Here is a 20,759-nt window from a genome sequence, read left to right on the forward strand (position 1 = left end):
TCATTAAAATAAAAAATTAGATTAAACAAAACGAGGCTGTCAATTTACAGGCAGCCTCGTTTTTATTATTATTTGTGTGCTATTATATTTTGAATATTCCTCCCACAGCAATAATTCTTTGAAAGAAGAAAAAGTCCTGTGAAGCAGTATCTTCGGAGCTTGTTGTAGTTCGTATATCCTGCATATTGATATAACCGCCTTTAAGTTCTCCTTGAAGGTAAAAATGCTTGAAAAAAGTGATGTTCAAACCTGCTTTCAAAGAAGTTCCATAACCGGAAACATGAAAATCATCATGACGTTCTTTACCCAATAATTTTGTGTTTGTTTTTGGATATAAAAGACCAAAACCAACTCCTTCCGTTAAATTAACTTGGATTTTGTCTGTATTTCCAATTTTAAAAATAGAGGAAATATCATCGTGTCTTGAAAATTCAGTGTGTACATAATTTAAACCATCGGTATGCTCAAAAGTTAAAAATTCTTCTGTCAAAAGCACCTGATCGTTAGGTAACAATTCATCATATGATCCCGGATTAGGATAATAACCATCAATATTTACAGCCTTATCTTGTGTCATCACATATTTCATGTGGTCAACGCCTATTGCTACACTATAATGATCATTTATAAAATACCCCAATTTTAAATTAGTCTGAGGAATAGTCATCCTGGCTGGATTGAGATAATCAACATGCCATCCTTTTGGTTTGTCATGCGCTTGTACATTATCCAGAGTAAAGTTATAGTCTTTTCCACGAAAAGTGATGTCAGATTTAGTATAACTATCTCTGTTTCCTCCCCATGAAATAAAAAATTTCCCTTTATTATGGCTGGTGTATCGATCTTGTATTACTGTTTTTTCCTGTGCAATTGTAGTATTAGTAAATAGTATAATTAGGAATGCTGAAAATAAAAAAAAATGTTTCAATGAATTTGGGGCCTAAATTTAAAATGTATTTATTGTTTTTCTGATGGCAACTAACTTGGTCATTAATGATTCAAAGTTATCTAAATGCAACATATTTGCTCCATCGCTTTTTGCATTGGCAGGATCAAAATGAGTTTCTATAAAAATTCCATCCACACCTACGGCAATACCAGCTTTGGCAATGGTTTCAATCATATCTGGTCTTCCTCCAGTTACACCAGCGGTTTGGTTGGGTTGTTGCAATGAGTGTGTAACATCAAGAACAGTTGTAGCGTATTGTTGCATAGTAGGAATTCCTCTAAAATCAACAATCATGTCTTGGTAGCCAAACATTGTTCCTCTATCCGTAACCATTACGTTTTCATTATTACAATCCAATACTTTTTGAACCGCATGCTTCATGCTTTCCGGACTCATAAATTGTCCTTTTTTCAAGTTTACCACTTTTCCGGTATTGGCAGCAGCCACTACTAAATCGGTTTGGCGCACTAAAAAAGCGGGGATTTGCAGCACATCTACATATTGAGCAGCCATATCCGCATCTTCATTCGTATGAATATCAGTAACAGTAGGAACTTTAAATGTTTCAGAAACTTTTCTAAGGATTTTCAATGCTTTTTCGTCACCAATTCCTGAAAAACTGTCAATTCTAGAACGGTTAGCTTTCTTGAATGATCCCTTAAAAACTAAAGGAATTTGTAAATTATCAGTAATACCAACTAGTTTTTCGGCAATTCGCATTGCCATTTCTTCACCTTCAATGGCACAAGGACCAGCTAGCAGAAAGAAATTACCACTGTCAGTATATTTAATTTGTGGAATATGTTGTAGGTTCATAATATGAATTTTTTAAAGATGCAAAGGTAGTTATGATTTGCGATTTACTATTTATGATTTGCAAATAATTTCTTGGATTAACGTTTTATTAGGAGCTTTTTCCCGCTGTACGTTGCAATCTCCCGAAAAAACGGTAGGATTTCTCCCGACGCTTCGGTACCATCAGGGCTAGGGGATTGGTTTGCAAGGATATTTTGGGATTCTAAAGCTATTATTTTTTCAATGACAGTCCCACAGGAACCATCAATATTCCTTTTTCGTAAATGTTCACGTATAGCGTAATGGTTTTTTTTTGACCTTCCCACTTTACTTCATAAACATCTAAAAATCCGGCACCTAATTCGCTTCTTTTTGTTGGAAACGGACAACAGTTTTCTAATTTCGTATAGGTTATGGCTTCACCATTCGGTCCGGCAAGAGCATTAAAAAAACGTTGCTGGTTGATGGTTTCATTTTTGGTGTTGTTAAAGAAAATATTGATGGGATAATCTTTGTCATAGCCATATTTTTTGTCTTTACTGTACTCCGTAATCACAAAAGTATTGTCTTTTGAAAGGGTAAGGTTTGGCGCGTTATCATCTGTGTTTTTCAAAGTAGATTGTGTACTTGAGCAGGAAGCCATACCGATTAGTAAAGCAATAAAAAAGATTGATTTGTTCATGTTCAATGTAAATTTATAAGGTGAAATTTATATAGCAATTACAATACCATGTAATTTAAATAATACAAATATAAACAGAACTTTAGACCTTAATGCGAGTTCCCGTAATAATTTGGATTAGCACTTTTTAACCGAATGTCGCATTTCTTCCAAAATCTCATCAAATGCTTCTTATCTTTGCACAAAAAAACAATATGGATATTATTTTTCAAACATGGTCCTGGTTTATTTCTGGGTTTTTGATTGGTATGATTATGCTTTCTTTGATTTATTTCGGGAAGTCTTTCGGGATGTCTTCTAATTTACGTTCATTGTGTTCTATGGCTGGTTTAGGAAAACGAGTAGCCTTTTTTGATTTTGATTGGAAAGCACAACGCTGGAATTTAGTAGTCGTTCTTGGAGCTATGTTAGGCGGTTTTGTTGCCGTTCATTTTATGGGGGATGCTTCAAATGTGGCTATTAATCCTAAAACAATTGCACAATTAGCACAACTTGGTATTGAAGCTCCAAACGGAAAACTAATGCCGGATGCTCTTTTTGGGATATCCATTTTAGAATCTCCAAAAAGTATTTTTATACTGCTTATTGGTGGCGTTTTGATAGGTTTTGGTTCTCGTTATGCTGGTGGTTGCACTTCAGGACATGCTATTTCAGGTTTGAGTAATTTACAAATTCCTTCTTTGAAAGCGGTTATAGGGTTTTTCATTGGTGGATTGATAATGGCGCATTTTTTATTGCCATTAATTGTAAAATAAGAATTGTAAGGCAATCAGAATGAACTTAACATTAAAAGAAAAAGCATGAAAAATATAATAAAATATCTGTTGGTTGGATTTGTTTTTGGAATTGTACTAACTAAATCTGAAGCAGTTTCTTGGTATCGCATTTATGAAATGTTTCAATTTCAGTCATTCCACATGTACGGAATTATTACTGTGGCTATCTTGACAGGAATTATTGGAATTCAAATCATGAAACGAAACAATATAAAAGACATCAAAGGAGAATCGATTGAAATTCCGGATAAAGAAAAAGGATCTGCTCGCTACTGGATTGGCGGTTTATTTTTTGGATTGGGTTGGGCACTGGTTGGTTCTTGCCCGGGTCCTATCTTTATTTTGCTAGGAGCCGGTTTTTGGACCGTTCTGATAGTGCTTTTTGGAGCTCTTTTAGGAACTTATTTATATGGATTATTAAAAAATAAATTACCTCATTAATCGAAATACATCGGTTATCAAAGTAGCATTCTCTTATGAAAATGCTACTTTTTTTTGTTTAATTTTAAAATACCGGTAACAATCAAGTATTGTGCGGTTAAATAGGTTGCCATAATCAGGAATGAGCTGTATTGCAACGGAGTATAGAATTTGTCAAACGCCAAAATACTATCTGAAGCTACAAAAATAATAGCGCCAATTAAAATATAGATGTTGGCAGGTTTTTGCCAGTTTAAAAAGCCTTTCAATGCAAATAATAGCATAATTGAAATTGTCAGGGCATAAACAAAAACAGGAATTTTTAAGTCTCCCAGACTTGGCAGTAAAATCAACATCATTACTATTAAATAAAAGGCAATTGCTGTAACTCCTACCCAGAAGATGATTTTACTTTTCTTTAAATAAATCTTTAATTGTTTGCTGAACAGTATGATATAGGAAATGTGTGATAGAAGAAAAGCAATCAATCCTGCTATAAAATACAATTCTCCTTTGTCAGCAAACATCAAAATAATATCGCCTATCCATGACAAAGTCAAAGCTGTTAAAAGATTTTTTTTGGTAACAAACTTTTCATGAAAATAAACAGCGAGAATTAAAAATGGCAATAAGTAGGGTTTCAAAAACCAAACTGTATTTTCATTCCCAAATAATAGAAACGAAAGATAAAAAAGACTAAATCCAATAAAACTCTTTAATATTATATCGCTTTTCATACGTTGTTTTTAAGATTGAGCTACAATCATTGTTTCTTTTTCAAAATTACTGCTGACAAAATAAATAGTTACTATCAATGACAAAATGAGATAAACTGCAACAACATAACTCGCAAAAGGAAATAGCTGATTCATGCCAAACCAATCACCAAAATAGAAAATTAGTCCAATTCCAAATGCAAAACGCATGCTTTCCCAGAATATAGAACTTTTACGGGTATCCATTAATTCTGTGTAACTATAAACGGTCAGGAAGATGAATGCACCGTAAATAAATACATTTGGTAAACCTATCAGAGCAATAGAATTATAGAGGTAACTAATGAGTAATAAGGTGATAATAGCTTGAAAAAGGGACCAATACATCAATTTTTTAGAATGTTGAACACCGTATTTTTCAAAATCATAAACATTGGTGATTTTGTTTACGGGATATTTTTCTTCAAAATTTTCTGGACGCCAGCCTGTTGGTTTAAACCAAATTGTGAATTTGTCTTTCCAGTTTTCGGCGCGCCAAGCATCTGTAATCAATAACCATAAATGCTGAAAATTAATCCGAATGGGATTCCAGGTTCTTGCTGGTCTTGTGATTCCAAAAACGGGTGGAACAGTTTCTAATTCTGCTTGAAAAGTACCAAACAATTTATCCCAAATGATGAATATTTGAGAATGGTTTTTATCCATGTATTCTGGGTTGATGGCATGATGCACTCTATGATGTGATGGCGAAACCAGTATGTTTTCCAGAAAACCAATTTTCTTAATATGCTTCGTATGATACCAGAATTGTAGAAATAAATGAATAGGAAGCGTTATTGCAATCACTTTGGAGGGAACTCCTAAAAGAGCGGCCGGTATCAATAAAAAGGTAAACAGATTCACAAAACTGGATATCGGTTGGCGAAGTGCGCAGGCCAAATTAAATTCTTCACTACTGTGATGAATGGCATGTTTGTTCCACAAAAAATTAATTTGATGAGACAAACGATGACTCCAATAACCATAAAAATCAATAGCTATAAATCCAATAAAATAAGTTAGAAAGCTTGCTTGAAGATCAAATAAAGCTATTTTAGAGACAATCCAGTCGTAAGAAACTAGTGTTATGCTGAGTCCTAAAACATCTTTTAGGGAATTAACCATTCCAGAACTTACGCTCGAAACAGAATCCATGTTTGGTGCAGTGTCTTCCCCTTTGTAATGCCCGTATATTTTTTCGACAATAATTAATATCAAAAAAACAGGCATTACAAAAACTAAAATTTTACCATATTCTTCCATAAAAACACTTTTTTTTATTCAAATATAGAATAAAAGAGAATGTTTTTGAATTATTCATAGTAATTTATTTATTACAGGGAAATTTTATTAGTCTTAAATTATCTCTGCATTTAATCCTGCTTCTAATAATTGGGTACATTGTGGTTTTAATTTTTCGTAAGGACCTGTTTTTACGGTACACTTCCCATTATAATGTACAATTAATGAACATTGTTCTGCTTGTTCCGGAGTGTGATTACAAACGCGAATCAAAGTTTCTATGACATGGTCAAAAGTATTTACATCATCGTTGTAAACCACTATTTCATTGTCTAAACTTATAGCTTCCTTAACACTAACTCTTTCTCTTACTTTTTCTTTAGTACTCATTTTGTAGGTTTTTGTACTTTCGTAATTAATAAAAAAATAGTACCACTAATTTACATATTTTAAAGATACCCAATTGTTTCTTTCAAATTTTTTAACATACGTTAATCCTTTTTCAGTACAAGAAGCATCTATAAATGGGATATCTTCCTGATAGAAACCACTTAAAAGCAGTGTTCCATTAGGATTTAAACTGTTTATGTAACTTTGCATATCGTTCAACAAAATGTTCCTGTTGATATTCGCAATAATCAAATCGTATTTTTTGCCTTCCAGTAATGCAGCTTCACCTTCATAAACTGTGATGTGTTTACAATTATTGCGTTGTGCATTTTCTATAGAATTTAAATAACACCAATTATCAATATCAATTGCATCGATTGGTTGCGCGCCTTTCATTTCTGCAAGTATGGCTAAAATGGCTGTTCCGCATCCCATATCAAGGGTTTTCATTCCGGTAACATCTATTTCTAATAAATGCTGAATCATCATGTGTGTCGTTTCATGGTGACCGGTTCCAAAACTCATTTTTGGTTCGATTACAATATCAAATTCGGCATCCGTTTTTGGGTGAAAAGGCGCACGTACATGACAATTGCCATCAACATCTATTGCTTCAAAATTCTTTTCCCATTCCTCATTCCAGTTTACTTGCTCGATTTCTTCAAATGTATAATCGATTGTAAACTCCTCAGATTGTAAAATATGAATGTCATCAAGAATCATTTCATCCCATAAATCCTTTTGTACAAAAGCAGAAATACCCGTTTCAGTTTCTGTAAAACTCTCAAATGCTCTTTCTCCTAATTCTGCGATTAATATTTCAGAACGTAATTGCTTCGCCTGTTCGCTACTGCTCGAGTCTTTAGGCTCAATAGTAAAATGATACCCAATATAAATGTTTGACATGCTTATTTTTTTTGCAAAGGTAGTAATCACTATTTAAACGGCATTTGTAAATCAAATTTTATTTTACATTTGCACAACAAACACGTAACAACTACATGAAAAAGATTATTTTATTTTTTGTTATTCTTTCTGGTATTATAGGGAATGCTCAAGTTACCATAAAGCAAAACAAACAGGATAACGACCTAAAATTATCCGCTCTTCCATATTATAGCTTTGGTAAAGGAATTGGAATGACTTCTCCAGACAGTTTATATCAGTTGAATATTCGTTTTCGAATGCAAAACAGGGTTACATATTCCGAAAATGGGGGTGAAGATGGTGTTTATGACGGACAAATAAGACGTTTGCGTTTGCGATTTGATGGATATGTAGGAAGTCCAAAGTTTTTATATGCGATTCAATTGTCATTTGCCCCGGGTGATGTGGGCGAAATTCAAGAAGGAGAAAATATCAATATTATTCGTGATGCGGTAGTTTTTTACAGACCTAATAAACATTGGAATATCAGTTTTGGACAAACTAAATTGCCAGGAAATCGCCAGCGTGTGAATTCATCAGGAGGATTACAGTTAACTGATAGATCCATCAATAATGCCAGATTTACAATCGACAGGGATTTTGGTTTTCAAGTTCATAATATGAATGAATTCAAAGATAAATTTTCTTATAATTTAAAAACAGCTATTTCCACAGGAGAAGGCAGGAACATAACTGGAAATGCTGATGCTGGAGTTGCTGTAACCGGAAAAGTGGAGTTATTACCGTTTGGAGCGTTTTCTCGAGATGGAACTTATTTTGAAGGAGACATTGTTAGAGAAAAAAAACCAAAATTAATGCTTTCAGGAGCTTTTCAGCAAAATAATCATGCGAAACGCACACAGGGGCAATTAGGGAATGATTTGTTTGAAGAGCGTACTATGAAATCAGTGATGCTGGATGCTATGTTGAAATATAATGGCTGGGCAGCGATGTCAAGTTACATGTCTAGAACGACTTCCAGAAATGCTGTTACTGTAAATCCTGATGATATTACACAATCTAATTATGCTTATATAGGGAACGGATTTGATCATCAGTTGAGTTATAATTTCCCTTCAAACTATGAAATTATTGGGCGATATTCTTCTCAAAAAGTGGGAGATGATATCAGGACTTTGGCTCCAAATTCGAAACAATATACGATGGGTTTAACTAAATATATTTGGGAACATACTTTTAAGTTGCAAAGCGAATTGACTTTTGATACTTTAAGTTATTTTGATGGTAGAACAAAAAATAATTGGTATGTGAGATTTCAGGTAGAAATAGGAATTTAAAAAAAAAAGCGGTGAAATGAATCACCGCTTTTTTATATCTGAAAAATGAAATTATATTGCATTTACAATTGCTACAAAATCATCTGCTTTTAGGGCAGCACCACCAATAAGACCACCGTCAACATCAAGTTTTGAGAATATTTCTTTAGCATTTTCAGGTTTTACACTTCCTCCGTAAAGGATAGATACGTTTTCAGCGATTTCACTTCCAAAGGCTTTACGAACTGTTTCTCTGATGAATTCATGCATTTCTTGTGCTTGTTCCGGTGAAGCAGTTTCTCCAGTTCCAATTGCCCAAACTGGCTCATAGGCCAAAACTATGTTGTCCCAATCTTTAGATTCAATATGGAATAAACCATCACGCAATTGGTTTTCTACCACATTAAAATGATTTTTTGATTGACGGTCTTTTAATTCTTCTCCGAAGCAAAAAATAACCATCATGTCATGTTCTAAGGCTGTATTTACTTTATTAGCAATCAAAGCATCCGTTTCATGAAAAATAGCTCTGCGTTCTGAATGTCCCAGAATTACAATATCTACACCAACACTTTTTAACATATCAGCTGAAATTTCGCCTGTAAAAGCACCACTTTCTGCTTGATGTACGTTTTGTGCAGCAACATCGATATTAGTAAACTCCAAATGGTCAACAGCAGAAGCCAAGTTTACAAATGTTGGAGCAACAATTACTTGTGCTTTTGCGTCAGTTGGTATTTTTGCTATTAGTTCATTCAATAAATCTTCAGTTTGCTCTGCATTTTTATGCATTTTCCAGTTTCCGGCAACAATCTTCTTTCTCATTTTAGTTGTATTATATTTAGTTTTTGGTTATGTTTTTCAATATTGAAATTAAAGAATCCAATATTTTATTTTAAATTTTTAAGTGTTTCATTGATTTTATCAAAATCAGTTTCTATGGCGCGGTATAAAACAATTTTTCCATTTTTGTCAAGAATGATGTATCTTGGAATCCAATCCACATCAACGGCTTTTGCAAATACCCCTTTCATTTGGTCATTTGCCATGAAATGATCCCCTTTCAATTCGTGTTTTTCGATTCCGGCTTTCCATTTATCGGCAGTTTTATCCATCGAAATAAATAAGTAGCCAACATCAGGATTATTAGCTTGTAATTCTTTTAGTTTTGGCATTGCTTTCACGCAATCCCCACACCAGGAAGCCCAAACTTCTATTACCAGGGTTTTTCCTTTGTGTTTTTGTAAAATGTCCTTAAAAGCAACTTGACTTCCATCAGTGGCTAAAAGGGTTTCAGATAAAGCTTCTTTGGAGAATTTAGTTTTTTGCGCATTTGAGGTGCAAGACAATGTTACAACCGCAATTAGTAGTACTATTATTTTTTTCATTATAGAATTGTTTTTAAACAAAGTTAAACAAACAATTTGAATGCGTTATACGGATTAAGAAATTTTGAAAGCATTATTCGAAAATGATAAAGCAATATCGTTATAGTTTAAAAATAATGGAATGATTTGGATTCACTGATTTATTTAGAAAGCATTTATCATTCTTTTAAAGTAAAAAGTCGTAAAGTTTCCTGTTTTGGACTTTACGACTTTAAAGTTTTATAGTTTATTTAGAATTTTAAATCTGCAATATCATTGTGATGAACTTTTTGTTTTATTGTTCCTTTTTCAATTAGTACAATACTTGGATTGGCTCTTTCGATTGTTTTTACAGTTATAGCATCGCAAAAATAGAAATCAAATGTTAATCCGAATTGTTTTTTTGCAGCAGCTATTTCTTCTGGTGAAGAAGCTGTCATTGCAACTACTTTATATCCTTTAGCTTTAGCATCCTGACTCAGTTTTTCCAATTTTGCCATTCCACTGTGATCCGCTTTAACTAAATCGTAAGCAGTAATCAACATCAATTTTGGTTCTTCTAAAAATTCATCTTTGTAATCTGAACCGTCTTTTTCCATTGTAAAATCATGAATAGGAGGAACGTAACCTTCTGTGATAACTTTGTCTTTTCGGTCTACAAATACGGCACCTTCAGGAATCGACATCAAATCTTTTTCGGTAAACTCTTTATCGACACCACCAACTTTGTAAATAAAGACCATTTCTACCACTGACTTTTCTGCTCCATCAGGGATTCGCATTCCTTTTTGAATATTATTGCCTACTTTATAAGGTCTAAAATCGATTAATGGCAAATGGTTTAAAACCCAAACTCCCATAAGTGAAGATAAAACGATACTGGCGTAAATAACTATGTTTTGTACGTTATTGCTAAACAACGGTTTTACCAATTTTTGATTAAAAAATAATATCAGAATAAAGAAAAGCAAAACAATATCCTTTGTAAAAGATTGCCAAGGCGTCAGTTTCAAAGCGTCTCCAAAACAACCACAGTCTTTTACCACATTAAAATAAGCGGAATAAAAAGTTAGGAAAGTAAACAGTACAATCAAGATTAATAAACTCCAGATAGTGAATTTGGTTTTGTAACCAATGAGCAACATAATACCTAAAACCACTTCAAGAATTACTAAAAACAAAGCAATTCCTAGTGCAAACGGAACGAAAAAGGGCATGTTGAAAACGGGTTCACTGAAATATTCAGCCAGTTTGTATGAAAACCCGATTGGGTCATTCAGTTTAATTAATCCGGAGATAATGAATAAGATTCCAACGAAAATTCTAGAAAATTGAGTAATTATATTTTTCATATGAAGATAATATTTGTTTTTTAATGGAATATGGTATCGCCATTCTTGATTCCAGTTTGTGATTTTGGAATCTTGGCGATTTTATGTTTAGTTATTGCTTTTTATTATTTATTTCCAAAACCCATTAGAATCAAGGCAAAAACCGAATAATTTATCATATCCTGATAATTCGCATCGATTCCCTCAGAGACTAATGTTTTTCCTTTGTTGTCTTCTATTTGTTTGACACGGAGTAGTTTTTGTAAAATCAAATCTGTTAGTGAACTCACACGCATGTCGCGCCAAGCTTCCCCGTAATCATGATTTTTGTCTTCCATTAAGTCTTTGGTCAATTTAACTTTGGCATCGTATAATTCGGTTGCTTTTGCAACACTTAAATCAGGTTGGTCTGCAACACCTAATTCTAATTGAATCAAAGCCATTATGGAATAATTGATAATTCCGATGAATTCACCTGTCTCATCTTCATCAATTTTACGGACTTCATTTTCTTGTAAACTTCTAATTCTTTGAGCTTTTATATAGATTTGATCGGTCAAGGAAGGCAGTCTTAAAATTCGCCAAGCACATCCGTAATCTTTCATTTTATTGATAAACAGCGTACGACAAGTCGCAGTCACAGCATCATATTCTTTTGAAGTATTCTTCATTATTGGTGTATATTTGTATTCAAATTTTTTCAAAAATAAGATAATTTTTTTGAATGTAGAATTTTGAAGTCTTTAAAACTGTAAACGAATGACTATTAACTGCAAAGGATTACTTGTTGACTTATCAACTCCCAAAGTTATGGGGATTTTGAATGTGACGCCCAACTCATTTTTTGATGGTGGAAAGTATAAGAATGAAACCGAAATACTTTCGCAAGTTGAAAAAATGGTACTTGAAGGAGCCACTTTTATAGATATTGGCGCTTATTCCAGTAAACCAAGTGCAGAATTTGTCTCGGAACAAGAAGAAATTGCGAGAATTGTTCCTGTTGTAAATTTGATTCTAAAACATTTTCCAGAAACGATAATTTCGATTGACACCTTTAGAAGTGAAGTGGCAAAAGCTTCCATAGAAAGTGGTGCAGCAATCATCAACGATATTGCAGCAGGAAATCTGGACGAAAAAATGTTTGAGATAATTGCAAAATATAATGTTCCGTATATTATGATGCACATGCGAGGAAATCCTCAAACGATGCAAACACTAACGGATTACGATGATATTGTAAAAGAAATGTTGTTCTATTTTTCTGAAAAAGTTGCCAAGGCCAGAAGTTTTGGTATCAATGATTTGATTATCGATCCGGGCTTTGGCTTTGCCAAAACAACAGATCAAAATTATGAAGTTTTTCAAAAAATGGAATTGTTAAATATATTGGAACTCCCACTTCTTGTTGGAATTTCAAGAAAATCAATGATTTATAAAACGCTGAATGCGACTATAGAAAATGCATTAAACGGAACGACGGTTTTGAATACTTTGGCATTGACCAAAGGAGCAAAAATCCTTCGTGTCCACGATGTAAAAGAAGCCATGGAATGTGTTGCATTATTCAATAAAATCAATTTATAACGATGAAATATTTTACTTTGATTGTTCTTTTTACTTTGTTTTCTTGTGGGAACAAAGAGGATGTTTTATTACCAAAAGCCAATACAACAATTGTCAAAAATGTAGATGATCTTTCTCCAATCTATATTTTTTTTAGAACAAAAGGAAAAGATACGCTAGCTGAAGTAAACAGGAAAAACAGTATTATTTCAACTAATTGGATTCTAAATGTTGACAAACGTTTGCCACTACGACTTGCCATTCCGGAAATCATGAAGTTGCAGGAGAAAAAGCGTACTGAGAAAGCACACAAGAATGAAAAGGCCAAAAATTATTATTCTTACGCAGATACTATTGGTAAAAACCTAGCCTTTATTCCTTTTACTAATGTGTATTATAAATTGGAAAGACCAAAGTCAGAATTGGTGATTTTTTTTACCAAAAACAATGAAATTTTAGTAGATAATGTTGTGATAAAAAGAGAAGAATTACAAAGCTATTTGAATAAACTGCCAAGTAACACCTCAAATCAATATGTTTTTTGCTTTAATAAAAACCTAACTTTTGGAGGTTACATTCAAAATAAAATTTTTATTGAAAGTTTAAAAGTAGACATGAAAAGCACTCAAGAATTTATTTATTAAACTTCAAACAAAGAAAACTTTAAACAGAATAATTACTGATGATGATACGGTTCATTTCTTAAAATCGTGAAACCACGATACAATTGTTCTATAAAAAATAAACGTACCATTTGATGTGAAAAAGTCATTAAAGACAGCGATATTTTTCCTTGCGCTTTGGCATAAACCGTTTCTGAAAAACCATAAGGACCACCAATTACGAAAACCAAAGTTTTTACTCCAGAGTTCATTTTCTTTTGTAATTCTTCTGAAAAACCTACGCTGGAAAAATTTTTTCCGTTTTCGTCCAATAAAATAAGTTGGTCTGTCGGTGTAATTTTTGCCAAAATTAATTCGCCTTCTTTCTCTTTTTGTTGACTTTCGGATAAATTTTTTACGTTCTTGATATCAGGAATAATATCTAAGTCAAACTTGATATAAAAAGACAAACGTTTGGTGTAATCGTCTATTAAAGATTGTAAAGCTTTGTTATCAGTTTTACCGATAGCAATCAATTTGATGTTCATTTTTGTTTGATTTCAGAGGCGCAAAGATAGAAAAATTAACAGTTTTAAAACGCATTCTCTTTAATGGAAATTAATATTCTGGCTTTAAATTCATAAAATTACCAAAGCTAAGATGATATTTATTTTATCTCAATGCCATCAATTAGCAATTGAAATGACTCTTCTTTTTTATTACCTATCAGGAAAGTGATTTCTTCTAAATTAGAACCGTCATAATTAGGTAAATTTAATTTTTGCCCTCTGAATGCAGGATACAGTTCCGTGATTGGAATTTCAATCCTTTGCCAATCTGTGGAAGTTTGAAAAGGAAATACATACGAATGTGAATCAGTTCGATTGGTCTTTACTCTAAATTGATATTGTTTACCGTCTCCTTTAAGCCGAATACAAAAATGTGTAATGCTTTTTAAAAGCAATGGCCCAAAAACATATTTTACAGCACAAAATCCGCCATTATTTTCTAAAGAAACTTTACCTTTAAAAGTCCCAATTCCATTTGTATTCAGATAGAATTTACTTTCTGATTCTCCACCCATTACAGCGTCATTTACAACTTTCCAATTTTCAAGGTCGCTTTCTAAATTAAAATCAAAAACTTTTATGACATTCATTTTGTTTGGGTTAGTAAACTATTTTTTTTATAAAAGTTCTTGTTTTATTTTTTACAATGGATTAATTCAAAAAACTAAAACTGGCGTAAAATCTTAAGAATTTTACGCCAGTTTTAGTTTAATAATTAGTTCAATTATGATTTAGGCAGCGGCGCACCCACAGTAATATCACATCGGTGATTGGTTTGACCGTGTGGTGGATTCATTCCTTCAGGAGTTGGTGTGGTGGCAACTGGTGTTGTGGAAGTTGTAACTGTTGATGTAGGAACGGGTTGATTCTGTTGTTGGACTCCTGGTTTGTTTGCGTTTGCTGCTGGCGGAGAATTCAATGGAGCGCCTACAGGAATATCACAGCGGTGTGATGGCTGACCGTGCGCAGGATTCATTCCTGCAGCTACAGCACTGGAGGTAGCCATTGCATTATTTGGATTTATAGTATTAGTAGTTTGTTGAACCTGAGTTGCTGTCGAAGCTTCATTCTTCATTTGTTTACCAACTTCAGTAAAAGGAACTACATTTGTAGGAGTTGCGTTATTTTGTGGTTCAACTTCTTTTTTGCAGGAAGTCAATAGTATCGAGGATACAAAAAGAAGGCTTAAAAAAGATTTCATAATCAGCGTTTTAGTTACTAGCTCAAATATAAGATTTTAATAATACACCACAGTATAAAAGAATTGATTTTATTGGATATAAATAGTTGAATAGGTGTTAAATTATTAGTATCAATATTCTTTTTTTAATTAAAATGTAATACGCTGTTAAAACACATTGATTTACCTCTTTTTTCAAAGAACCAAGCATACATATTTTCAAATCCACAAAATAAATCTTACTTTAGCATTCCATAAATTTTCTATAAAATGATTAGCGATATACAGTTTAAAAACGAGTTAGACATACTAATACAAAATGCCATTCGGGAAGATGTAGGTCCTGGCGATTACAGTTCTTTAGCTTGTATTCCACCTACAGCAAATGGAAAAGCGAAGTTGCTTGTAAAAGAAGATGGAATAATTGCTGGTGTGGCTTTCGCCAAAATGATTTTTGATTATGTAGATCCTAATTTGAAAATAGAAACTTTTATCGAGGATGGTACTCCAGTAAAAAAAGGAGATGTTGTTTTTCATGTTTCGGGGAGTTCACAGTCTATTTTGAAGTCGGAGCGTGTAGTATTGAATTCAATGCAAAGAATGTCTGCTATTGCTACTAAAACCAAAGAGTATGTTCGTTCATTAGAAGGAACTAATACTAAAATTCTTGATACGCGTAAAACGACACCAGGATTCCGAGCTTGTGAGAAATGGGCGGTAAAAATTGGCGGAGGCGAAAACCATCGTTTTGCTTTGTATGACATGATAATGCTAAAGGACAATCACAATGATTTCGCGGGCGGAATTACTTTGGCTATAGCCAAAACCAAAGCTTTCTTAAAAGAAAATAATTTGGATTTAAAAATCATTGTTGAAGCTAGAAACTTGGATGAAATCAAAGAGATACTGGAAAGTGAAGGTGTTTTTAGAATTTTAATAGATAATTTTAATTATGACGATACTAGAAAAGCGATAGCTTTGATAGGGGATAAATGTCAAACAGAATCTTCGGGAAATATCAACGAAAATACCATTCGTCATTATGCAGAATGTGGTGTAGATTATATTTCATCAGGAGCCTTGACACATTCTATTTATAACATGGATTTGAGCTTAAAAGCGATATGAGTAAAGAAATAGAAGTAAAATTACAAAGAATTCCAATAGTACGGAATCTGGTTAATGTGCTAAAAAAAATCAAACTTCCTTGGTTGCAAGGATTGTCGTTATATGATTTATTGGAATTGTACGGGTTAGGAATTGTCGAAAGCGCTTTGACCTATCATGCCAGTGCGATTGCCTTTAGTTTCTTCATGGCTTTATTCCCTTTTGCGCTGTTCATCTTAAACCTTATTCCATACATTCCTATTGAAGGTTTTCAAGATGATTTTTTATTGTTTGTAAAGGAAGGAGTGCCACCCAATACGTATGATGCTATTTATAAAATCATCAATGATATTCTTAATAACAGTCATTCAGGATTAGTGTCTTATGGGTTTTTATTGTCAATTTTGTTGATGGCAAACGGGTTGAATGGAATCCTTGGAGGATTTGAATCTTCTCGACATGTTCTTATAAAAAGAGGATTTATCAGGCAATATATAGTTGCTTTGGGAATGTCTTTATTGTTATCTTTTTTATTGATCGTGACTGTAGCAACAATAGTAGTTTTTGAAGTTTTTATTCAAAAAACAATACTGAGTGATCAAATTGCGTTAATTGTTTTAGGAAGATATGCATTTGTAATTTTAATGATTTTAGGCATAACGTCTATACTTTTTAAGTTTGGCACAAAACACGACAAAAATAGAGCATTTATATCAATAGGTTCCGTATTTACGACCATATTGATTCTTTTGGATTCGTACGTATTTGGGATATGGGTCATAAAATTTTCTAAATACAATGAATTATATGGGTCGATAGGAACATTATTGATTTTGATGTTTTACATTTGGATTAATTGTATGATATTGCTGTTGGGTTTCGAATTGAATGCCACAGTAAATAAATTAAAAGCGAAAAAAATATAAATTATTAACACCAATATAGTTTCAAAATTTTTAGCTATTTCCTGTTATTGGTTATAAGTTAGTATGCGAGGAACAAAGCAATCTTGCGTTTCAATTGCTTCGTTCCTAGGGACAATATAATTTATATTGCAATCAGGGCAAAAAAAGAACAACAATGAAAAAAAGCATAACCGTACTCACATTATTTATTTCAATAGTTTTCTATGGTCAAAATCATACCGTTATCGGGAAATGGAGGACTATTGATGATCAGTCCGGCAAAGCCAAAGCGATTGTAGAAATCTATGAGCGTTCTGGAAAAATTTATGGAAAAGTTATCGATATATTTGATGCTGAAAAGAAAAAAAACTTATGTGTACATTGTCCCGGCGACGAAAAAAACAAACCGGTTTTGGGTCTTGTTGTTATTAAAGGCTTAACAAAAAATGGGAATGAATATAATTCAGGAAAAATTCTTGACCCAACATCAGGAAAATTATATAAATGCTTTTTGGCTCTCGAGGGAAATGATAAATTAAAAGTGCGCGGATATATTGGTGTACCGTTATTTGGAAGAACCCAAACTTGGATTCGAGTAAAATAATTATAAATTGTGAGTTATGAGTTCAAAGTAAAGAATCAGCATAACTCAAAACTCATAATAAAATAAAAATGCATTTCGTCGAAGTAATTTTACCCCTTTCTTTAGCCAAAACTTTTACTTATAGCGTCTCTGAAGCGGAGTTCCATTATATAAAAATTGGAATGCGGTTGGCTGTTCCTTTTGGAAAAAGTAAAATTTACACGGCATTAGTTATTGAAATTCATCAAAACAAACCCACTTTATACGAAGCCAAGGAAATTCATCAAATTCTAGATGAAAAGCCCATTGTAACTGAAATCCAAATTGCACACTGGCAATGGATTGCATCCTATTATATGTGCGCTATTGGTGATGTATATCGCGGTGCCATGCCAAGTGCACTTTTGCTGGAAAGCGAAACCATAATTTCTCAAAAAACAGATTTAGTTGTTGATACAAGACTGCTTTCGGATGATGAATTTTTGGTTTACGAAGCCTTGCAACAGCAAAGTTCTTTGAAAGTACAAGATATAATGGCTATTTTAAACAAAAAGAATATTTTTCCCGTTATTCAAAAATTGATAGATAAAAATATATTAGTACTTCAGGAAGAAATACAGGAAACCTACAAGCCTAAGTTAGTGCGTTATGTTCGTTTGCATCCTAAATATGAATCAAATGAAGGGTTGAGCGAATTACTCGAAACACTAAAAAGCGCTAATAAGCAAAAAGAAATCGTATTGAATTATTTTCAATTGAGTGCTACAGAGAAGAAGCCCATTACTGTAAAAAAACTTGTTGAAGCGGCTAATTCTTCTTCGGCAATTGTTAAAGCATTAATAGAAAAAGAAATATTCGAAGATTATTTTCTTCAGGAAGACCGCGTAAAGTTCTCAGGAAAAATCCGTGCCGATCAATTGCAGTTGAGTTTAGCCCAGCAAAAAGCTTTTGAGGAAATCAAAGAGAGTTTTACTCAAAAAGACGTGTGTTTGTTGCATGGTGTCACTTCGAGCGGAAAAACAGAAATCTATATCAAACTTATTGAAGAATATCTGGAAACTGGAAAACAAATCTTGTACTTATTGCCAGAAATAGCTTTGACGACTCAATTAGTTGGTAGGCTGCGAACATATTTTGGCAATAAAGTAGCTGTTTTTCATTCGAAATATAATAATAACGAACGTATCGAAGTTTGGAATCAAGTTTTGGTGAATTCAGAAAAGGCGCAAGTGGTAATAGGAGCGAGATCATCTTTGTTTTTACCATTTTATAATCTGGGATTCATAATTGTAGATGAAGAACACGAACAGACATTTAAGCAAGTAGATCCAGCACCGCGTTATCATGCTCGAGATGCGGCTATAGTTTTGGCTTATTCGCATAAAGCAAAAGTACTTTTGGGTTCGGCTACGCCAAGTATTGAAACGTATTTCAATGCCAAATCAGATAAATTTGGGCTGGTCGAAATTTCGGAACGATTTGGAAATGTCATGATGCCGAATATTGAATTGGTGGATTTAAAAGATAAATACTTTCGTAAAAAAATGACCGGACATTTTAGTGATGTTTTGATTGCCGAAATTAATCTCGCTTTGTCACTGGGAGAACAAGTTATTTTATTTCAAAACAGACGCGGATATTCTCCCATAATAGAATGCATCACTTGCGGTCACGTACCACAATGTCAGCAGTGTGATGTAAGCTTAACCTATCATAAACATAAAAACCAGTTGCGCTGTCATTATTGTGGATATACAACTGCGAAACCTACACATTGTCATTCTTGTTCGAGTGTTGATTTGACTACAAAAGGCTTTGGAACTGAACAAATAGAACAAGAATTAGTGTCTATTTTTCCAAATTCTAAAATTGGAAGAATGGATCAGGATACTACCAGAGGAAAATTTGGATTCGAAAAAATCATCGATAGTTTTAAGAATAGAGAAATGGATATTTTAGTTGGAACCCAAATGCTGGCCAAAGGATTGGATTTTGATAATGTGAGTTTAGTGGGAATTATGAATGCGGATAATATGTTGTATCATCCTGATTTTAGGGCTTTCGAAAGAAGTTTTCAAATGATGACTCAAGTTGCGGGAAGAGCTGGACGTTCAGAAAAACAAGGAAAAGTTGTTATCCAGACGTATAATCCGAATCATAATACAATACAGCAAGTCACTAATAATGATTATTTGGGTATGTATAAAGAGCAGCTGTATGACCGCCAGATATATAAATACCCGCCGTATTTCAGAATTATAAAGCTTACTTTGAAACAACGTGATTTTGATAAATTAAAAGAAGGTTCGATGTGGTTGTATCAAGTGATGAGCCAGAATCTTAATATGCCGGTGTTGGGACCTGAAGAGCCTGCAATCAGCAGAATTAGAAACGAATACATTCGTACGATTATAATAAAGATTCCTCAGAATGCATCAATTGTAAGCACAAAAAAAACTATCCAGAAAATGTTGAATAGTTTTGAAGCTGTTGCTCAATACAGAGCTATAAAAGTTACGTCAAACGTCGATTTTTACTAAAATTCAGTTGCTTATGAAAAGGCAAGTGCTTTTACTAAATCTTCTTTTTTATGTCGGCTTAAAGGAATTTTTGTAACTCCAATTTCGGCAAATTTACTGTTGAAACGTTCTACTTTATCAATGTTGATAATATAGGACTTGTGTACGCGTACAAATTTTTCTTTTGATAAGTCATTTTCAAAAGATTTCATGGTAGAGAGTACTAGATTGCTGTCTTCCTCTGTAACTACTCTTACATAATCACCAAAAGCTTCAATCCATTTTATTTTAGAAGTAAATATTTTCAATTTTTTCAAATTGCTTTTAATGAAAATATGTTCTCCTTCTTCTTCTTTGTTTTCTTTTTTAAGTAGATGTAAATCAATAGCTCTTTTTACCGAAGCGTTGAATCTGTCGATTGCAATTGGTTTTTGAAGGTAGTCCGTAGCATCATAATCAAACGCTTTCATAGCATACTCAGCTTTTGAGGTTATGAAAATAATTTGAGGTTTTACTTTTAAACCATCCAAAAAGTCAAAGCCGCTAATTACCGGCATTTCGATGTCCAAAAAGATAAGGTCTACATTGTGTATAGACATACAGCTTCTGGCTTCGATTGCATTAGAAAAATCACCGATTAAGTGTAAATTTTGATGATTATTAACTAACTTTGCGATAATCATTCTTTGAATAGAACTATCATCTACTACAACACAGTTTAGTTTCATAATTTTAGTATTTTAGATTTGGCTGAGTAAATATATTACTTTTTTATTTAAAAAAAACTAATTGGGCGGATTTTTTTACCTTACGTCGAATA

General features: G+C 33.1%; 24 protein-coding genes. 9 read left to right on the forward strand and 15 right to left on the reverse strand.

The window, feature by feature from the left end:
* Window positions 1–82: 82 nt before the first annotated feature.
* The 3 genes from QLS65_RS07055 to QLS65_RS07065 form a co-directional block, all read right to left on the reverse strand.
* Window positions 83–928 (reverse strand): autotransporter domain-containing protein, encoded by an 846-nt coding sequence (locus QLS65_RS07055; RefSeq protein ID WP_121342375.1) that lies wholly within the window; start codon window positions 926–928, stop codon window positions 83–85.
* An 18-nt stretch (window positions 929–946) separates the two neighbouring features.
* The gene (gene kdsA, locus QLS65_RS07060) at window positions 947–1,765 is read right to left on the reverse strand and encodes a 3-deoxy-8-phosphooctulonate synthase (RefSeq protein ID WP_282712557.1); all 819 of its coding nucleotides are present in this window, start codon (window positions 1,763–1,765) and stop codon (window positions 947–949) included.
* A gap of 211 nt (window positions 1,766–1,976) precedes the next feature.
* A complete protein-coding gene (locus tag QLS65_RS07065; protein ID WP_282716202.1) occupies window positions 1,977–2,426 on the reverse strand; it encodes a 2-dehydro-3-deoxyphosphooctonate aldolase in 450 nt (149 codons plus the stop codon).
* 194 nt (window positions 2,427–2,620) lie between these two features.
* On the opposite strand from QLS65_RS07065, the gene QLS65_RS07070 reads away from it, so the two are divergent.
* Together QLS65_RS07070 and QLS65_RS07075 are read left to right on the forward strand one after the other, a co-directional pair.
* A complete protein-coding gene (locus QLS65_RS07070) occupies window positions 2,621–3,181 on the forward strand; it encodes a YeeE/YedE family protein (protein WP_282716483.1) in 561 nt (186 codons plus the stop codon).
* Window positions 3,182–3,226: 45 nt separating this feature from the next.
* Window positions 3,227–3,643, forward strand: a complete 417-nt coding sequence (locus QLS65_RS07075; protein WP_282716204.1) for a DUF6691 family protein — start codon at window positions 3,227–3,229, stop codon at window positions 3,641–3,643.
* A gap of 44 nt (window positions 3,644–3,687) precedes the next feature.
* Here the strand turns inward: QLS65_RS07075 and QLS65_RS07080 are convergent, their stop codons facing one another.
* From QLS65_RS07080 to prmA, 4 genes are all read right to left on the reverse strand, one after another.
* Window positions 3,688–4,359: a lysoplasmalogenase gene (locus QLS65_RS07080; protein ID WP_282716205.1), complete on the reverse strand. Its 672-nt coding sequence runs from the start codon at window positions 4,357–4,359 to the stop codon at window positions 3,688–3,690.
* A 9-nt stretch (window positions 4,360–4,368) separates the two neighbouring features.
* On the reverse strand, window positions 4,369–5,640 hold the full coding sequence (locus QLS65_RS07085; protein ID WP_282716207.1) for a sterol desaturase family protein: 1,272 nt from the start codon (window positions 5,638–5,640) through the stop codon (window positions 4,369–4,371).
* Window positions 5,641–5,733: 93 nt separating this feature from the next.
* Complete coding sequence (locus QLS65_RS07090) at window positions 5,734–6,009, reverse strand: ATP-dependent Clp protease adaptor ClpS (RefSeq protein ID WP_282716208.1); 276 nt, start codon at window positions 6,007–6,009, stop codon at window positions 5,734–5,736.
* 45 nt (window positions 6,010–6,054) lie between these two features.
* Window positions 6,055–6,915, reverse strand: a complete 861-nt coding sequence (prmA, locus tag QLS65_RS07095; protein ID WP_282716210.1) for a 50S ribosomal protein L11 methyltransferase — start codon at window positions 6,913–6,915, stop codon at window positions 6,055–6,057.
* A gap of 95 nt (window positions 6,916–7,010) precedes the next feature.
* Between prmA and QLS65_RS07100 the strand changes: the two genes are divergently transcribed.
* Window positions 7,011–8,234, forward strand: coding sequence for a porin (locus tag QLS65_RS07100; protein WP_282716212.1), 1,224 nt, complete (start codon window positions 7,011–7,013; stop codon window positions 8,232–8,234).
* 51 nt (window positions 8,235–8,285) lie between these two features.
* Here the strand turns inward: QLS65_RS07100 and tpiA are convergent, their stop codons facing one another.
* From tpiA to QLS65_RS07120, 4 genes are all read right to left on the reverse strand, one after another.
* Window positions 8,286–9,038 (reverse strand): triose-phosphate isomerase, encoded by a 753-nt coding sequence (gene tpiA, locus QLS65_RS07105; protein WP_282712565.1) that lies wholly within the window; start codon window positions 9,036–9,038, stop codon window positions 8,286–8,288.
* A 65-nt stretch (window positions 9,039–9,103) separates the two neighbouring features.
* Window positions 9,104–9,601: a TlpA family protein disulfide reductase gene (locus tag QLS65_RS07110; RefSeq protein WP_282716214.1), complete on the reverse strand. Its 498-nt coding sequence runs from the start codon at window positions 9,599–9,601 to the stop codon at window positions 9,104–9,106.
* Between the two features lie 230 nt (window positions 9,602–9,831).
* Window positions 9,832–10,932, reverse strand: coding sequence for a BT_3928 family protein (locus QLS65_RS07115; protein ID WP_099715079.1), 1,101 nt, complete (start codon window positions 10,930–10,932; stop codon window positions 9,832–9,834).
* 104 nt (window positions 10,933–11,036) lie between these two features.
* Entirely contained in the window at window positions 11,037–11,582 is a 546-nt protein-coding gene (locus QLS65_RS07120) for a DUF1599 domain-containing protein (protein WP_282712567.1), read from the reverse strand.
* An 88-nt stretch (window positions 11,583–11,670) separates the two neighbouring features.
* Between QLS65_RS07120 and folP the strand changes: the two genes are divergently transcribed.
* A complete protein-coding gene (gene folP, locus QLS65_RS07125) occupies window positions 11,671–12,495 on the forward strand; it encodes a dihydropteroate synthase (RefSeq protein ID WP_282716217.1) in 825 nt (274 codons plus the stop codon).
* A 2-nt stretch (window positions 12,496–12,497) separates the two neighbouring features.
* Window positions 12,498–13,118, forward strand: coding sequence for a hypothetical protein (locus QLS65_RS07130; protein ID WP_282716220.1), 621 nt, complete (start codon window positions 12,498–12,500; stop codon window positions 13,116–13,118).
* A 32-nt stretch (window positions 13,119–13,150) separates the two neighbouring features.
* On the opposite strand, the gene rlmH is transcribed toward QLS65_RS07130, so the two are convergent.
* The 3 genes from rlmH to QLS65_RS07145 all read right to left on the reverse strand — a co-directional run bounded on the left by rlmH (window position 13,151) and on the right by QLS65_RS07145 (window position 14,846).
* Window positions 13,151–13,624 (reverse strand): 23S rRNA (pseudouridine(1915)-N(3))-methyltransferase RlmH, encoded by a 474-nt coding sequence (rlmH, locus tag QLS65_RS07135; RefSeq protein ID WP_039109797.1) that lies wholly within the window; start codon window positions 13,622–13,624, stop codon window positions 13,151–13,153.
* A gap of 119 nt (window positions 13,625–13,743) precedes the next feature.
* The gene (locus tag QLS65_RS07140) at window positions 13,744–14,235 is read right to left on the reverse strand and encodes a CIA30 family protein (RefSeq protein WP_282716231.1); all 492 of its coding nucleotides are present in this window, start codon (window positions 14,233–14,235) and stop codon (window positions 13,744–13,746) included.
* Between the two features lie 134 nt (window positions 14,236–14,369).
* On the reverse strand, window positions 14,370–14,846 hold the full coding sequence (locus QLS65_RS07145; protein WP_282716234.1) for a hypothetical protein: 477 nt from the start codon (window positions 14,844–14,846) through the stop codon (window positions 14,370–14,372).
* 249 nt (window positions 14,847–15,095) lie between these two features.
* On the opposite strand from QLS65_RS07145, the gene nadC reads away from it, so the two are divergent.
* From nadC to priA, 4 genes are all read left to right on the forward strand, one after another.
* Entirely contained in the window at window positions 15,096–15,953 is an 858-nt protein-coding gene (gene nadC, locus QLS65_RS07150) for a carboxylating nicotinate-nucleotide diphosphorylase (protein ID WP_282716235.1), read from the forward strand.
* Window positions 15,950–16,858, forward strand: coding sequence for a YihY/virulence factor BrkB family protein (locus QLS65_RS07155; protein WP_282716237.1), 909 nt, complete (start codon window positions 15,950–15,952; stop codon window positions 16,856–16,858). The genes nadC and QLS65_RS07155 overlap by 4 nt, the downstream gene beginning before the upstream one ends.
* Before the next feature lie 154 nt (window positions 16,859–17,012).
* On the forward strand, window positions 17,013–17,441 hold the full coding sequence (locus tag QLS65_RS07160; RefSeq protein ID WP_282716239.1) for a DUF2147 domain-containing protein: 429 nt from the start codon (window positions 17,013–17,015) through the stop codon (window positions 17,439–17,441).
* Window positions 17,442–17,509: 68 nt separating this feature from the next.
* Entirely contained in the window at window positions 17,510–19,960 is a 2,451-nt protein-coding gene (gene priA / locus QLS65_RS07165; RefSeq protein ID WP_282716241.1) for a replication restart helicase PriA, read from the forward strand.
* 11 nt (window positions 19,961–19,971) lie between these two features.
* Here priA and QLS65_RS07170 read toward each other — a convergent pair whose 3' ends face one another.
* Window positions 19,972–20,667: a LytR/AlgR family response regulator transcription factor gene (locus QLS65_RS07170; protein WP_099715088.1), complete on the reverse strand. Its 696-nt coding sequence runs from the start codon at window positions 20,665–20,667 to the stop codon at window positions 19,972–19,974.
* Between the last annotated feature and the right edge of the window lie 92 nt (window positions 20,668–20,759).

Source organism: Flavobacterium algoritolerans, assembly GCF_030010385.1.
GTDB lineage: Bacteria > Bacteroidota > Bacteroidia > Flavobacteriales > Flavobacteriaceae > Flavobacterium > Flavobacterium algoritolerans.

What these genes read in the sequence shown, in the direction of transcription:
- kdsA (WP_282712557.1), bottom strand. Translation starts at nt 1,765, where the DNA reads ATGAACCTACAACATATTCCACAAATTAAATATACTGACAGTGGTAAT.
- QLS65_RS07065 (WP_282716202.1), bottom strand. Translation starts at nt 2,426, where the DNA reads ATGAACAAATCAATCTTTTTTATTGCTTTACTAATCGGTATGGCTTCC.
- QLS65_RS07070 (WP_282716483.1), top strand. Translation starts at nt 2,621, where the DNA reads ATGGATATTATTTTTCAAACATGGTCCTGGTTTATTTCTGGGTTTTTG.
- QLS65_RS07075 (WP_282716204.1), top strand. Translation starts at nt 3,227, where the DNA reads ATGAAAAATATAATAAAATATCTGTTGGTTGGATTTGTTTTTGGAATT.
- QLS65_RS07080 (WP_282716205.1), bottom strand. Translation starts at nt 4,359, where the DNA reads ATGAAAAGCGATATAATATTAAAGAGTTTTATTGGATTTAGTCTTTTT.
- QLS65_RS07085 (WP_282716207.1), bottom strand. Translation starts at nt 5,640, where the DNA reads ATGGAAGAATATGGTAAAATTTTAGTTTTTGTAATGCCTGTTTTTTTG.
- QLS65_RS07090 (WP_282716208.1), bottom strand. Translation starts at nt 6,009, where the DNA reads ATGAGTACTAAAGAAAAAGTAAGAGAAAGAGTTAGTGTTAAGGAAGCT.
- prmA (WP_282716210.1), bottom strand. Translation starts at nt 6,915, where the DNA reads ATGTCAAACATTTATATTGGGTATCATTTTACTATTGAGCCTAAAGAC.
- QLS65_RS07100 (WP_282716212.1), top strand. Translation starts at nt 7,011, where the DNA reads ATGAAAAAGATTATTTTATTTTTTGTTATTCTTTCTGGTATTATAGGG.
- tpiA (WP_282712565.1), bottom strand. Translation starts at nt 9,038, where the DNA reads ATGAGAAAGAAGATTGTTGCCGGAAACTGGAAAATGCATAAAAATGCA.
- QLS65_RS07110 (WP_282716214.1), bottom strand. Translation starts at nt 9,601, where the DNA reads ATGAAAAAAATAATAGTACTACTAATTGCGGTTGTAACATTGTCTTGC.
- QLS65_RS07115 (WP_099715079.1), bottom strand. Translation starts at nt 10,932, where the DNA reads ATGAAAAATATAATTACTCAATTTTCTAGAATTTTCGTTGGAATCTTA.
- QLS65_RS07120 (WP_282712567.1), bottom strand. Translation starts at nt 11,582, where the DNA reads ATGAAGAATACTTCAAAAGAATATGATGCTGTGACTGCGACTTGTCGT.
- folP (WP_282716217.1), top strand. Translation starts at nt 11,671, where the DNA reads ATGACTATTAACTGCAAAGGATTACTTGTTGACTTATCAACTCCCAAA.
- QLS65_RS07130 (WP_282716220.1), top strand. Translation starts at nt 12,498, where the DNA reads ATGAAATATTTTACTTTGATTGTTCTTTTTACTTTGTTTTCTTGTGGG.
- rlmH (WP_039109797.1), bottom strand. Translation starts at nt 13,624, where the DNA reads ATGAACATCAAATTGATTGCTATCGGTAAAACTGATAACAAAGCTTTA.
- QLS65_RS07140 (WP_282716231.1), bottom strand. Translation starts at nt 14,235, where the DNA reads ATGAATGTCATAAAAGTTTTTGATTTTAATTTAGAAAGCGACCTTGAA.
- QLS65_RS07145 (WP_282716234.1), bottom strand. Translation starts at nt 14,846, where the DNA reads ATGAAATCTTTTTTAAGCCTTCTTTTTGTATCCTCGATACTATTGACT.
- nadC (WP_282716235.1), top strand. Translation starts at nt 15,096, where the DNA reads ATGATTAGCGATATACAGTTTAAAAACGAGTTAGACATACTAATACAA.
- QLS65_RS07155 (WP_282716237.1), top strand. Translation starts at nt 15,950, where the DNA reads ATGAGTAAAGAAATAGAAGTAAAATTACAAAGAATTCCAATAGTACGG.
- QLS65_RS07160 (WP_282716239.1), top strand. Translation starts at nt 17,013, where the DNA reads ATGAAAAAAAGCATAACCGTACTCACATTATTTATTTCAATAGTTTTC.
- priA (WP_282716241.1), top strand. Translation starts at nt 17,510, where the DNA reads ATGCATTTCGTCGAAGTAATTTTACCCCTTTCTTTAGCCAAAACTTTT.
- QLS65_RS07170 (WP_099715088.1), bottom strand. Translation starts at nt 20,667, where the DNA reads ATGAAACTAAACTGTGTTGTAGTAGATGATAGTTCTATTCAAAGAATG.